The organism is Methylobacterium sp. C33D (genome assembly GCF_053345825.1).
On record NZ_JBKFAV010000021.1, the window covers coordinates 40,138 to 52,711 of the forward strand.

A 12,574-nucleotide genomic window follows, 5' to 3' on the forward strand; every position below is an offset into this window, starting at 1 on the left:
GACGTCCCGGAAGCCGCCCGGAAGCCGCCCGGAAGCCGCCCGGAAGTGATCCGGAAATGGCCCGGACGCGGCCCGGACGCGGCCCGGACGCGGCGATGCGGCGGCGCGCCCCGCGCCGGCCGGTCTGGACGGGACGCGCCCGCGGCCCAGGTCTCGACACCATGGCGATCTTCTTCACCGCGGACACGCATTTCGGCGACCCGCACATCCTCCGCCACCGCGGGGCGCGGTTCGGCAGCGTCGAGGCCCACGACGAGGCCCTGGTCGCCGGCTGGAACGCCGTGGTCGGCCCGGAGGACGCCGTCTGGCACCTCGGGGACTTCGCCGCCCATGCCAGCCGGGCGCACTGCGCGGCGATCTTCGCGCGGCTGAACGGCACCAAGCGCCTCGTCCGCGGCAACCACGATTCGAACCGCGTCCTGGACCTGCCCTGGGCCGAGCCGCCGGTGGAGAGCGCCCGCCTCTCCGTCGCCGACGCGCGCGGGCGGCCGCACCGCCTGTTCCTGTCGCACTACGCGCACCGGGCCTGGCCGGGCCTGTGGCGGGAGACCCGCCACCTCTACGGGCACAGCCACGGCTGGCTCGCCGACACCACGCGCTCCTGCGATGTCGGCGTGGATGCCTGGGACGACCGCCCGGTCATCCTCGACGCGATCCTGGTGCGCCAGGACGCGGCTGCGGGCGCGCCGGAGGAACTCGCGGCCCACGGCCTGCGCTGATGGGCGGGGACCGGCGCGCTATATCGTGCGCCGGAGCATCGACAGCCCGGCAGGAGGCCGCAGCACCATGACCGACAACCCTGCCCCGCCGCCGGGCCCGGCCGACGCCGCGACCCGGGCCGCGACCCAGGCCGCTACCCAGGCCGCCACCGAACTCGGCCTCGGGACCGACTGGGCCGCCCTCGGCGCGCCGGACTGGGACCGGGTCTGCCGCCGGGCCGGCGCCATCCTGGCCGGGCAGGGCCGGGCGCCGGCGCCCGGCTGGGACGGAGCCCTGGCGCGGGCCCTCGGCCGCCCCGATCCCGCGGCCGACCGGGACGAGCTGGCCCGCGACGCGGCCAACACCGTGCTGGCCGAGAAGGGCGAGGTCTTCGCCCCCGAGGACGATGCCTGAGGCCGACGGCGACGCGCCGCCGGACCTGCCGCCGGACCTGCCATCGGACGTGCCATCGCGTGATCCGGTGGTTGCCGTGGCGGGGGTGCGGGCCGATGTAGAGGGCATGCCTCATCCCGAACACCGGGCCGAACACCGGCCTGACCACCGCCGCGCCGCCCCGAGACCGACCGAGCGCTACGCCCCCGGCGCGGCACCCTCCGCCCTGCGGGTGGTGCCCATCGCGGGCGGCCCGATCCTCGACGCGCAGACGCGCGTGCGGCTCGGCCGCCAGATGCGGGCGCTGTACGATCCGGTGATCGACGAGGCGCTGGATCCCCGGCTGGCGGAGCTGCTGCTGCAGCTCGACGCGGATCGGGGCGGCTCGACCTGAGATCCGGGGCGGGGCGTCCGGCCCGCGCTTCCGCCGCGGCTGCCGGTGAAGAGGCTCCCATCGGTGGATCGGGGGGATGTCACACCGATGGGAGCCCGGCCGAGTCGACGGATCGACCCAACCCGCTCCATATCGCCCAGGCGGCGGCCCGGGCGCTTTCACCTAAGTCAATTTGCTGGCGAATACGGCCGTCGAAGTGTCGAATTGGCGTATTCGATCGTGAGAATCGTCGCGATCAGGCCGAGGTGCCGGTCACGGACAGCATGACCCCGTCGCTGCCGATCTCGTCGCCGCCGTAGCCGAGCATGCGCGCGAGCTGCTCGCGGGCGCGCCAGACCCGGCTCTTCACGGTGCCGATCCGGCAGTTCATGACGACGGCGGCCTCCTCGTAGCTCAGGTTCTCGATCGCCACGAGGACCAGCGCCTCGCGCATCACCGGCGCGAGGCGGTCGAGGGCCGCGCGCACGTCCTGCAGGTCGAGATGGCCCCCCTGCTCGGGGATGCTGGTCAGCCGCTCGGCGTAGTTGCCGTCGGTGTCGGCGACCTCGCGGCCCTGCTTGCGGTGCTGGCTGTAGAAGACGTTGCGGAGGATCGTGAACAGCCACGCCTCCAGGTTGGTCCCGGGGGTGAAGCCGCCGCGGCCGCGCCAGCCGCGCAGCAGGGTGTCCTGCACGAGATCGTCCGCCGCGGCCGGGTCGCGCGTCAGCGAGACCGCGAACCGGTGCAGCGCCGGCACCACCTCCAGAAGGCCGGCGCGGAAGGTCCTGTCCCGCTCGCCCTCTGCCTGCGCGAGGGCGGCCTCCAGGCGCGCGAGCAGGTCGGCGAAGGGGTTCGCGGCGCCGCCCGAATCCTGGTCGATCCGCTCGTAGGTGCGGCCGAGCAGGGTGCCGAGATGGGCCCGCACGGCCTCCGGCAGGCCGAAGCGGGTCTCGTCCCCGGCCTCCTCTGCGACGTCCGCGACGGGATCGAGGAGCGGTGAGCCTTCGGTGTCGGGCATTCGGTCCGGTCGTCGGCGGGCGGGCCGGTCAAGCCCAGAGGACCGGTTGTGGCGTGCCCGGGCCGCCCATGCCGCAACATGGGTTAGCGCTTCGCCCGAACGGGGCTCAGCCGCGGGTGCCGAACCGCCGAGCCGCCGCGAGGCCGGCGAGGACAGCCGCGCAGGCCCCCGCGGCGGCGAGCCCCGCGCCGAGGGCGGTGCTCAGGGTTCCGGCATCGGGGACGCCCTTGCGGGCGCGCCAGCCGCCGTCGGCCCGCGTGCCCTCCGGCCTCGGCGCCCGCAGGGACCCGTGCGTGCGCGGCCCGGGCTCGGCCCGGTCGAGGGCCCACCGGAACCCGGCCCCCATCAGGTGCTCGGTCGGGTACGGGGCCAGCGCGTAGCCGACCTGCGCGAGGCGGGCCGGCCAGCCGACCGCGACCTCGTCGCGCGGGTGGCGCACGAGGCGGAGATAGGTCTCGGCCACGGCCTCGGGCGCGTAGTAGAGGTGCCCGGGATTGAGCCGCCGGCCGCTGACATTGGCGCCGTGCTCCAGGCCCGGCGTGTCGACGATGGCGGGGAACACGGCGCAGACGCGGATGTGCCGGTGGCGGGCGAGCTCCTGGCGCAGGCTCGCCGAGAAGCCGCGCAGGCCGAACTTGCTGGCCGTGTAGGCGGCGGCGAAGGGCGTCGGCGCCCAGCCGCCCATCGAGACCGTGTTGATCAGCGTCCCCCGGCCGCGGTCCAGGAAGTGCGGCAGCACCGCGTAGGCCCCGTGCACGGCGCCCAGCAGGTTCACCGCGATCGTCTGCCGGTGCAGGTCCAGGGGGGCGTCCAGCAAGGGGCCGAACACCCCTACCCCGGCGTTGTTGATCCAGACGTCGATCCCGCCGAAGGCCCGGAGCGCCGCCCGGGCCAGGGCGTCCACCGCCTCGGGCTCGGTGACGTCGGTGGGCACCGCGACGGCCTCGGCGCCCGCCGCGCGCAGGTCGCGCACGATCCCGTCGAGCACGTCGGCCCGCCGCGCCGCCAGGACCACCCGGGCGCCGCGCGCCGCGAAGGCCTCGGCCGCCGCCCGGCCGATACCGCTCGAGGCCCCGGTGATGACCACCGTCCCGCCGTCCAGGCGCGCCATGCCGGTTCTCCGCGTCGTGTGCCGTCGAGTTGCAACTGCACGGCGAACCGTTCCCCGCGCCGCGGCGTTCCCCCTCGCAGCTGCGGCCATTCGGACGCGCCGTTCCGGACGCGCCGACCCGGACGCCGCGCCGCGCGGTCCCGAAGGCCCCGCCCCTGTCTGCCCGAACCGTGCCGAGGTCGCCGATGCCCGCCCCCGATCCAGCCCCCGCCAGGGCCGCCGCCCCCGAGGGAGGCGCCTCGACGGTCTGGACGCTGGCCCTCGCCACCGCTTTGATCGGCCTCGTCGCCCTCCCCCGCCGGCCGGCACGCGGCTCGGCCGGTCCCGCGTCCGGTTCCTCGTCCGGTCCCGGGGCCGACCGCGCGTCCGGGCGGTCCGCCGACCGGGACGGCGCGCGCCGGACGTCGCCCGCGCATGCGGGGCGCGAGGCCCACGCCGTCGCCCGGACCGAGGCCGATCGCGGCCGGCAGGCCTCGACGCCGACCGAGATCCCCGCCAAGGGCTGGAAGGACATCGCGCTGCGCGCCTATCACGACGTCGGCGAGAACCGCCTGTCGCTGATCGCGGCCGGCGTCACCTTCTTCACGCTGCTGGCGATCTTCCCCGCGGTGGCGGCCCTGGTCTCGTGCTACGGGCTCGTGGCCGACGCCTCGACCATCAACGACCAGCTCGCCAGCCTCCAGGGCATCCTGCCCCAGGGGGCGCTGGAGATCATCGGTGATCAGGTCAAGCGCCTGAACGAGCAGGGCAACACCACCCTCGGGTTCAGCCTGCTCTTCGGCATCGTCCTGTCGATCTGGAGCGCCAATGGCGGCGTGAAGCACGTCTTCGACGCGCTCAACCTCGTCTACAATGAGCGCGAGAAGCGTAATTTTCTCGTCCTCAACCTCGTCTCCCTCGGCTTCACCGCGGGGGCGCTGCTGTTTCTCATCCTGGCGCTGGCCGCGGTCGTGGTGCTGCCGGTGGTGCTCGCCTATGTCGGGCTCGGCACCGACGCGTGGTGGCTGACCTTGCTGCGCTGGCCGGTACTGCTCGTGGCGGTGCTGTTCGGCCTCGCCCTGCTCTACCGCTACGGGCCGAGCCGGGACGCGCCGCGCTGGCGCTGGGTCACGCCCGGGGGCGCCCTCGCGGCCGTGCTGTGGATCGTCGCGTCGCTGCTGTTCTCCTGGTACGTCGCCCATTTCGGCAGCTACAACAAGACCTACGGCTCGCTCGGCGCGGCGATCGGCTTCATGACCTGGATCTGGCTCTCGACCATGATCGTGCTGGTCGGCGCCCAGCTGAACGCCGAGATGGAACACCAGACCGCCGAGGACACCACCGTCGGCGCCCCGCAACCGCTGGGTACCCGCCGGGCGCGCATGGCCGACACGGTGGGCGCCGCCGCGGAATAGCGCTCCGCCCGGCCATCCTGGCAAGCGGGGCGTCGCGGGCCACGGCGCCGACTTAACACAGGTTGGCGCACGTTTTTCTGCTGCAGGCACAAGCCGATCAAGAAGATCCGGACTTCGATGTTCGGACGACGGTTTGGCCCCCTGCCGATAGAAATATCCGTGCCTCATTATTTCAAAGATGCCCTTGGCGGCACCGTCGCGCGGGACGCTGCGGACGGGCGCGACGGCGCCCGCCCCCCTGCGGTCGCCCGCCCTCGCGCGTGCCCTGATGCCGACCCGGGCGCCTGCCCGGCCGCCCTCCGCCGCCCGGCCGCCGGCACGCCGGCGCCGCGGTGATCTGACCGGAGGCGGACGTGGAGAACCCGTTCGTACGGAAGATGGATCGGCATGTCCGGCTCGCGCCCGAGGACCGCGCGGTCCTCGACGGGCTGGGGCGCCTGCATGTCCGGCACGTCGCGGCCCGGCAGGATATCGAGGGGCAGCACAGCGACCCGTACCACACGCACCTGATCCTCGACGGCTGGGCCTGCCGGTACAAGCAGTTCCCGGACGGCCGGCGCGCGATCGTCGCGCTGCTCCTGCCGGGCGACCTGTGCGATCCGTTCGCGTTCCGCCGGGCGCGCATGGACCACGCCATCGGCGCGCTGACGCCCGTCACCGTCGCGCGGATCGCCCCGGAGCAGATCGGCGACGCGGTCCGCGGCCGGCCCGCCGTCGAGGAGTGCCTGTGGCGTGAACTGCTCGCCGCCACGGCGATCCACCGCGAGTGGATCGCCAGCGTCGGCCGGCGCTCGGCGATCGAGCGGCTGGCGCACCTGTTCTGCGAGCTGCACCTGCGGCTGACGCGGGTCGGCCTCGCGGACGGGACGACGCTGCCGATGCCGGTGACCCAGCCCGACCTCGCGGACGCCCTCGGCCAGACGAGTGTGCACATCAACCGCACCCTGAAGGAGCTGCGCACCGGCGGCCTCGTCGTCCTGCGCAGCCGCCGCCTGACGATCCGCGATCTCGACGGGCTGCGGGAGCGCGGGCTGTTCGATCCGGCCTACCTGCAGCTCTCCTGAGCGGCGCGGGCGATACGCCGCGGCGGCGCGGGTCGCGCGCGCCTTGCCGCCGGGCGGCCGCGGACGATCTGAGGCGGACCTGTCACACGCCACGGGCGCCCGCGCGACACACGATGCACATCCACCTCGACGCGCTCGGCGGCGTCGCCGGCGACATGTTCGCCGCCGCCCTGCTGGACGCCTTCCCCGAGCATCAGGCCGGCGTGTCCGCCAGCGTCCGGGCGGTCGACGCGCGCATCGCCTGCGCGGTCCGGGCGCACAACGACGGGATCCTCAGCGGCGCGCGCTTCGCCGTGTCGGCGCCCGGGGCGGAGCCCGGGCCCGCGCCGCACCGGCACGAGCATCCCGGGCGGCACGACCATCCGCATCCCCACGATCACGGTCATCAGCACGGCCATCAGCACGACCACGGCCACGCGCACCATCACGGCCACCGGCCCTGGTCGGAGATCCGCGCCGCGCTGACGGACGCGGATCTCGCGCCTTCGGTGCGGGCGCACGCGCTCGGCATTTTCGGGCACCTCGCCGCGGCGGAAGCCCGCGTCCACGGCATCGCGGTCGACGCGGTGGCGTTCCACGAGGTCGGCGCCTTCGACTCGATCGCCGACATCGTGGCGGCCGCCCACCTGATCGCCGCCCTGGCGGCGCGGAGCTGGAGCGTCTCGGCCCTGCCGCTGGGCTCCGGCCGGGTGCGGACCCAGCACGGCCCCCTCCCCGTCCCGGCGCCCGCCACGACGCTGCTGCTGGCAGGCTTTCCCACCCTCGACGACGGGATTCCCGGCGAGCGCGTCACCCCCACCGGCGCGGCGATCCTGCGCCACCTCTGCGGCGACGATCCCGGGCGGGGCCGGCCCCGGGGCATCCTCGGGCGCACCGGCATCGGCTTCGGCACGAAGGTGCTGCCGGGCCTGAGCAACTGCCTGCGCGCCCTGGTGCTGGAGGAGGCCGCGCCCCGCCCGGGCCGGCGGGACCTCGCGGTGATCGCCTTCGAGGTCGACGACCAGTCGGGCGAGGACCTCGCCCTGGGCCTCGACCGCTTGCGCGCCGAGCCGGGGGTGCTCGACGTCGTGCAGGCGCCGGTCCTCGGCAAGAAGGGCCGGATGACGGCCCATATCCAGGCCCTGGTGCGGCCGGAGAGCCTGGAGGCGGCGATCGCGGCCTGCTTCCGGGAGACCACCACGATCGGCCTGCGTTACCACCACGTGGAGGGCGCGGTGCTCGACCGCGAATCCCGCACGGTGGAGCAGGCGGGCCGTCCGGTCCGGGTGAAGGTGGTCGACCGCCCCGGCGGACGCACCGCCAAGGCCGAGGCCGACGACGCCCGGGATCACGCGGGCCACGCCGCGCGGGCGACCCTGCGCCGCGAGGCCGAGCGGCGCGCGCTGGAACAGGAGCAGGAGGAGCGGTGACGCGCCAGCATCTCGAAACGGTCCTCGCCGGGCTCGGGCCCGTCGCGGTGGCGGTGAGCGGCGGGGTCGACAGCCTGACGCTCGCCACCCTGGCCCACCGGCTGGCGCCGGGGGCGGCCCTCATGGTCCACGCGGTCTCGCCGGCCGTGCCCGGGGAGGCGACCGACCGGGTGCGCGCCGAGGCCGCCCGCGAGGGCTGGTCCTTGCGGGTGATCGAGGCCGGCGAGTTCGCCGACCCGGCCTACCGGGCGAACCCGGTCAACCGCTGCTTCTTCTGCAAGACCAACCTCTACGGCGCGGTCCGGCGGGTGACCGACCGGCAGATCCTCTCGGGCGCCAACCGCGACGACCTCGGGGAGTACCGCCCCGGCCTCGACGCCGCCCGGGAGCACGGCGTGCGCCACCCCTACGTGGAGGCCGGGTTCGACAAGGCCACTGTGCGGGCGCTCGCCCGCGACCTCGGCCTCGGCGCCGTCGCGGAGCTGCCGGCGGCGCCCTGCCTGTCGAGCCGGGTCGAGACCGGCATCGCGATCGAGCCGGAGATTCTGGGCTTCATCCACGCGGTCGAGCGGCTGGTCGGCGGGGCGCTGGCGATCGGGGGAGCCGGACGGGCAGTCCGGTGCCGGGTGCGCGCCGAGGGCGTGGTGGTGGAGCTCGATCCCGGTAGCCTGGCGGCCCTCGACGCCGCGGATCGCGAAACGCTCGGGGCGGACATCCGGACCCTCGCGCCGGCGCGCCTCGCCGGTCCGGTCCGGTTCGCGCCCTACCGGGTCGGCAGCGCCTTCCTGGTCGATCAGACGGAAGCCCGGCCGTGAGCATCTCCGAAGAATTCACCCTCGATTTCGCCCGGTCCGAGCGGATCGGGCTGGAGGAGGCGATCTTCTGCGCCGGCAAGAGTTCGGAGCAGATCGACGCGATCCTGGACGCCGCCCGGGCGCGCGGCGCCTCGCTCCTCCTCACCCGCCTCGATCCGGAGAAGCGCGACCGGCTCCATGCGGCCGCGCGGCTCGACTACTGCCCGGTCTCGCGCACCGCGGTGTTCGGCGAAGGCCCGCGGATTGCCGGCCCGGCCCGCGTCGCCGTGGTGGCGGCCGGCACCTCGGACGTGCCGGTCGCCCGCGAGGCCCTGCGGGTGCTCGCCTATGGCGGCCGGGCGGCCTCGCTCTTCGCCGATGTCGGCGTCGCCGGCCTGTGGCGGCTGACCACGCGCCTGGAGGAAATCCGGGCGCACCCCGTGGTGATCGTCGCCGCCGGCATGGACGCGGCATTGCCCAGCGTCGTCGGCGGGCTCGTGGCGGGCGCGGTGATCGCGGTTCCGACCTCCGTGGGCTACGGCGTCGCCGCGGGCGGCCGGGCGGCCCTGGAGGCCGTGCTGGCGAGCTGCGCGCCCGGCATCACGGTGGTCAACATCGACAACGGCTACGGCGCCGCCTGCGCCGCCCTGCGCCTGCTCCACGCGGCAGGACGCCTCGCCGCGGAGACCGAACGATGACCCGGCCCGACGCATTACCTCCCCTCACCCCGACATTCGCGAACGGAGACAGCCGATGGAACGCCGCAGCTTTCTACAGGGCGCCGTGCTCGGTGCGGGCCTCGCGGGCGCCGGCAGCGCGGGTGCGGCCGTGAACGCCCCCGCGCTCCCCAACACCCGGCCGCAGGACCCGGCCGACCTGCCCTTCGTCACCGATCCCGGCGAGCGCCGGGGCGAGATGCTCTACCGGTCGTTCGGGAAAACCTCCGAAAAGATCTCGGCGATCGGCATGGGCGGGTTCCACCTCGGCAAGAGCGCGGTGACCGACGACGAGGCGACCCGGCTGATCCATGCCGGGATCGACCGCGGCATCACCTTCATGGACAATTGCTGGGACTACAACGACGGGCGCTCCGAGCTGCGCATGGGCGCGGCGCTCGCCCAGGGCGGCTACCGCGACAAGGTCTTCCTGATGTCCAAGATGGACGGGCGGACCAAGGAGGAGGCGCTCAAGCAGATCGACCAGTCGCTCCTGCGCCTGCGCACCGACCGGATCGACCTCGTCCAGCACCACGAGATCCTGCGCTACGACGATCCCGACCGGGTCTTCGCCGAGGGCGGCGCCATGGAGGGGTTCCTGGAGGCCAAACGCCAAGGCAAGCTCCGCTACATCGGCTTCACCGGCCACAAGGATCCGCGCATCCACCTGCAGATGCTGGAGGTCGCCGCCGAGCGCGGCTTCCACTTCGATTCCGTGCAGATGCCCGTCAACGTGATGGACGCGCATTTCCGCTCGTTCAGTCACCTCGTGCTGCCCTACCTCGTGCAGAACGGCATCGCGCCGCTCGCCATGAAGACCTTCGGCGACGGGGTGATCCTGAAGGCGGACGCGCCGATCAAGCCGATCGAGTACCTGCACTTCTCGCTGAACCTGCCGGTCTCGGTGGTGATCACCGGCATCCAGAACCAGCGCGACCTCGACCAGGCCTTCGAGGCGGTGAAGACCTTCAAGCCGATGGACAAGGCCGCGGTGGCCGAGCTGCTGGCGCGGTCGAAGCCCTACGCGCTGGAGGGCAAGTACGAGCTGTTCAAGACGAGCGCGACCTTCGACGGCACCGCCAAGAACGCGGCGTGGCTCGGCGAGGACGTGGCGAGCGTGAAGAAGCTCGCGCCGACGATGGAGTAGGCGGCGCACGCGTTATTCCCCTCCCCCTTGCGGGGAGGGGTCAGGGGTGGGGTGGTTCAGAAGGAACCACCCCCACCCCCACGCGGGAACTGCGATCCCCAGACGCCTCCCCGCAAGCTTGAGCGATCCCGGGCAAGCCCAGGATCGCCGGGGGAGGAGAGCCGCCCTCCTCTACGCCACATCCTCCAGCCGGATCGGCAGGCTGCGGATCCGGCGGCCGGTGGCGTGGTGGACGGCGTTGGCGATGGCCGCGTTCACCCCGATGATCCCGAGCTCGCCCAGGCCCTTGAGCCCCAGCGCGTCGACCCGGTCGTCGGGATCGGGCACCAGCAGCGCCTCCACCTCCGGCGCGTCGGCGGCCGTAGGGACGAGATACTCGGCCAGATCCGGGTTGCGGTAGGCGGCGCCGTCGAGCACCGTCTCTTCGAGCAGAGCCGAGCCGAGCCCCCAGATCATCCCGCCTATGAGCTGACTCTTGGCGGTCAGCGGGTTGAGGATCCGCCCCGCCGCGAAGGCGCCGGTGAGCCGGGCCACCCGGATCTCCCCGGTCTCGGCATGGATATGGACCTCCGCGAACTGCGCGCCGAAGCCCCAGGACACGGCCTTGCCGCCCCCGCCGAGGGTGAGCCCGATATGGCCCCGCCGCAGGCCCGCGAGCGCCTTCTCCCGGTCGCCGCCCGCCGGCACGAACGCCGCGATCGTCTCGACGCCCTCGGGGCCGATGGCGTCGCGAAGCGCGATCCCGGTCCCGTCCGGCGCCGCGAGCCGGCCGCCCGCGAGGCGAAGGCTGCCCGGATCCCGGCCGGCGAGGCGCCCGCCCTGCCCGGTCGCGGCCTGCGCCAGGGTCTCGCGGATCTGCCGGCAGCCGAGCGCCAGGGCGCTCATCAGGCTGGTGGTCGTGCTCGACCCGCCCGAGATGCCGGCCGCCGGCAGGTCCGTGTCGCCGAGCCGGACCGTCACCCGCTCCACCGGCACGCCGAGCCCGTCCGCCGCGCCCATCGCGAGCAGCGTGGTGATGCCGTTGCCGATCTCGTGATGCGCGCAAGACACCTCTGCGGCGCCATCCGGGCCGAGCCGGACCCGCATCGTCGCGGCGGCGATCTTCACAGGGCGCACCGAGGTCGCGCAGCCGAGGCCGACCCGCCAAAGCCCTTCGCGCATCGAACCCGGGCGCGGCGCCCGGCGCGGCCATCCGAAGGCCTTGGCGCCCGCCTCGAAGCAGGCCATCAGCGGCCGGGTCGAGAACGGCTGTCCCGAGACCGGATCGACCGCCGTATCGTTGCGCCGGCGCAGTTCGATCGGGTCCATGCCGAGGGCCACCGCCATCTCGTCGACGGCGCTCTCCAGGGCGAACAGGAACGGCACCTCCGGGGGCGCCCGCATCGGGCCGGGCGTGTTGCGGTCGACCCGCACGGCCCGCTCCTCGGTGCGGATGTTCGGGCAGGCATAGAGGCTCGCGGTCACCTCCGCGCCCTCCATGACGAAGGGGTCGAAGCGCGACGTCACGGTCTCGGCCTCGTGGACGAGGGCGGTGAACCGGCCCGACCTTTCGGCGCCGAGGCGGATCCGGTGGCGCGATTCCGGCCGGTAATTGGCGATGGTGAAGCATTGCCGCCGGCTCGGCACCAGGGAGACCGGCCGGCCGAGGCGCTTGGCCGCGAGCGCGACCAGCGCGGTGTGCTGCGACAGCGCGAATTTCGAGCCGAAATGGCCGCCGATCAGGCCCGCCACCACCCGCACGTTCGCGGGATCGAGCCCGAGCTGCGCCGCGAGCCCGTGCTGCACGGCGCCGACGTAGCGGGTCGGCTCGTGCACGGTGAGCCTTTCGCCCTCCCAGGCGGCCCGGGTGGTGAACAGCTCGATCGGGTTGTGGTGCTGGACCGGGGTCTCGTAGCGCGCCTCGATGCGGATAGCCGCGTCCTGAAACCCGGCCCCGGCATCGCCCCGTTCGATATCCGCGTGCTGGGCTTTCAGGTCGGCGAGGCGCACGGTCTCGGCGCCGGGCGCGTCGAAGCCGCCGGCGGCGGGCTCGGCCGCGTAGGAGACTTTCACAGCACCCGCCGCCGCCTCGGCGGCCTCCTGGGTCTCGGCCACCACGAGGGCCACGATCTGGCCGGCATAGGCCACCGCGTCGGAATCGAGCGGCCGGTGCGAGCTGTTGGCGTAGCCGCCGGCCATCAGGTGCTTGACCGGGGCGACCGCGCCGGAAAAATCCCGGTAAGTGAAGATCCGGAGGAGTCCCGGCACCCGCTCCGCCGTCGCGAGGTCGAACCCGGTGATCCGGCCCCGGGCGATGGTGCTGGTCACCAGGGCGGCGTGGGCGGTGTCCCGATCCGGGCCGGTGCGGTCGGAGCTGTAGAGAGCCCGGCCCGTGACCTTGTCGGGACCCTCGACCCGGGTGTGGGGCCGGCCGAGACGGCCGTCGGTGTCCTGCGCGCCCGGATCCATGCCGCCCT

General features: G+C 74.1%; 12 protein-coding genes. 9 read left to right on the forward strand and 3 right to left on the reverse strand.

What is annotated here, in order from left to right; all coding sequences use genetic code 11:
• The first annotated feature begins 161 nt into the window (after positions 1-161).
• The 3 genes from ACLBXO_RS17880 (at position 162) to ACLBXO_RS17890 (ending at position 1,486) form a co-directional block, all read left to right on the forward strand.
• Entirely contained in the window at positions 162-719 is a 558-nt protein-coding gene (locus ACLBXO_RS17880; RefSeq protein ID WP_331318617.1) for a metallophosphoesterase, read from the forward strand.
• A gap of 67 nt (positions 720-786) precedes the next feature.
• Positions 787-1,113 carry a hypothetical protein gene (locus ACLBXO_RS17885; protein ID WP_447686172.1) on the forward strand — a complete coding sequence of 109 codons (327 nt, stop codon included), beginning with the start codon at positions 787-789 and terminating at the stop codon, positions 1,111-1,113.
• Positions 1,106-1,486 carry a hypothetical protein gene (locus tag ACLBXO_RS17890; RefSeq protein WP_447686173.1) on the forward strand — a complete coding sequence of 127 codons (381 nt, stop codon included), beginning with the start codon at positions 1,106-1,108 and terminating at the stop codon, positions 1,484-1,486. The genes ACLBXO_RS17885 and ACLBXO_RS17890 overlap by 8 nt, the downstream gene beginning before the upstream one ends.
• A 235-nt stretch (positions 1,487-1,721) precedes the next feature.
• Here ACLBXO_RS17890 and ACLBXO_RS17895 read toward each other — a convergent pair whose 3' ends face one another.
• Positions 1,722-2,483 (reverse strand): sigma-70 family RNA polymerase sigma factor, encoded by a 762-nt coding sequence (locus tag ACLBXO_RS17895; RefSeq protein ID WP_331314374.1) that lies wholly within the window; start codon positions 2,481-2,483, stop codon positions 1,722-1,724.
• A 106-nt stretch (positions 2,484-2,589) separates the two neighbouring features.
• Positions 2,590-3,594 (reverse strand): SDR family oxidoreductase, encoded by a 1,005-nt coding sequence (locus ACLBXO_RS17900; RefSeq protein ID WP_447686174.1) that lies wholly within the window; start codon positions 3,592-3,594, stop codon positions 2,590-2,592.
• 185 nt (positions 3,595-3,779) lie between these two features.
• On the opposite strand from ACLBXO_RS17900, the gene ACLBXO_RS17905 reads away from it, so the two are divergent.
• From ACLBXO_RS17905 to ACLBXO_RS17930, 6 genes are all read left to right on the forward strand, one after another.
• The gene (locus ACLBXO_RS17905) at positions 3,780-4,988 is read left to right on the forward strand and encodes a YihY/virulence factor BrkB family protein (protein WP_447686175.1); all 1,209 of its coding nucleotides are present in this window, start codon (positions 3,780-3,782) and stop codon (positions 4,986-4,988) included.
• A 353-nt stretch (positions 4,989-5,341) separates the two neighbouring features.
• Positions 5,342-6,052, forward strand: coding sequence for a Crp/Fnr family transcriptional regulator (locus ACLBXO_RS17910; RefSeq protein ID WP_447686176.1), 711 nt, complete (start codon positions 5,342-5,344; stop codon positions 6,050-6,052).
• A 113-nt stretch (positions 6,053-6,165) separates the two neighbouring features.
• Positions 6,166-7,461, forward strand: a complete 1,296-nt coding sequence (locus ACLBXO_RS17915; RefSeq protein WP_447686177.1) for a LarC family nickel insertion protein — start codon at positions 6,166-6,168, stop codon at positions 7,459-7,461.
• Complete coding sequence (locus ACLBXO_RS17920; RefSeq protein WP_447686178.1) at positions 7,458-8,276, forward strand: adenine nucleotide alpha hydrolase; 819 nt, start codon at positions 7,458-7,460, stop codon at positions 8,274-8,276. Before ACLBXO_RS17915 ends, ACLBXO_RS17920 begins: the two co-directional genes overlap by 4 nt.
• Positions 8,273-8,953, forward strand: coding sequence for a nickel pincer cofactor biosynthesis protein LarB (gene larB, locus ACLBXO_RS17925; protein WP_447686179.1), 681 nt, complete (start codon positions 8,273-8,275; stop codon positions 8,951-8,953). The genes ACLBXO_RS17920 and larB overlap by 4 nt, the downstream gene beginning before the upstream one ends.
• 55 nt (positions 8,954-9,008) lie before the next feature.
• Positions 9,009-10,118 carry an aldo/keto reductase gene (locus ACLBXO_RS17930; RefSeq protein WP_447686180.1) on the forward strand — a complete coding sequence of 370 codons (1,110 nt, stop codon included), beginning with the start codon at positions 9,009-9,011 and terminating at the stop codon, positions 10,116-10,118.
• 171 nt (positions 10,119-10,289) lie between these two features.
• Here ACLBXO_RS17930 and ACLBXO_RS17935 read toward each other — a convergent pair whose 3' ends face one another.
• Positions 10,290-12,566, reverse strand: coding sequence for a xanthine dehydrogenase family protein molybdopterin-binding subunit (locus tag ACLBXO_RS17935; protein WP_447686181.1), 2,277 nt, complete (start codon positions 12,564-12,566; stop codon positions 10,290-10,292).
• Positions 12,567-12,574: the final 8 nt, after the last annotated feature.

What these genes read in the sequence shown, in the direction of transcription:
- ACLBXO_RS17890 (WP_447686173.1), top strand. Translation starts at nt 1,106, where the DNA reads ATGCCTGAGGCCGACGGCGACGCGCCGCCGGACCTGCCGCCGGACCTG.
- ACLBXO_RS17915 (WP_447686177.1), top strand. Translation starts at nt 6,166, where the DNA reads ATGCACATCCACCTCGACGCGCTCGGCGGCGTCGCCGGCGACATGTTC.
- ACLBXO_RS17880 (WP_331318617.1), top strand. Translation starts at nt 162, where the DNA reads ATGGCGATCTTCTTCACCGCGGACACGCATTTCGGCGACCCGCACATC.
- ACLBXO_RS17905 (WP_447686175.1), top strand. Translation starts at nt 3,780, where the DNA reads ATGCCCGCCCCCGATCCAGCCCCCGCCAGGGCCGCCGCCCCCGAGGGA.
- ACLBXO_RS17885 (WP_447686172.1), top strand. Translation starts at nt 787, where the DNA reads ATGACCGACAACCCTGCCCCGCCGCCGGGCCCGGCCGACGCCGCGACC.
- ACLBXO_RS17895 (WP_331314374.1), bottom strand. Translation starts at nt 2,483, where the DNA reads ATGCCCGACACCGAAGGCTCACCGCTCCTCGATCCCGTCGCGGACGTC.
- ACLBXO_RS17900 (WP_447686174.1), bottom strand. Translation starts at nt 3,594, where the DNA reads ATGGCGCGCCTGGACGGCGGGACGGTGGTCATCACCGGGGCCTCGAGC.
- ACLBXO_RS17930 (WP_447686180.1), top strand. Translation starts at nt 9,009, where the DNA reads ATGGAACGCCGCAGCTTTCTACAGGGCGCCGTGCTCGGTGCGGGCCTC.
- ACLBXO_RS17935 (WP_447686181.1), bottom strand. Translation starts at nt 12,566, where the DNA reads ATGGATCCGGGCGCGCAGGACACCGACGGCCGTCTCGGCCGGCCCCAC.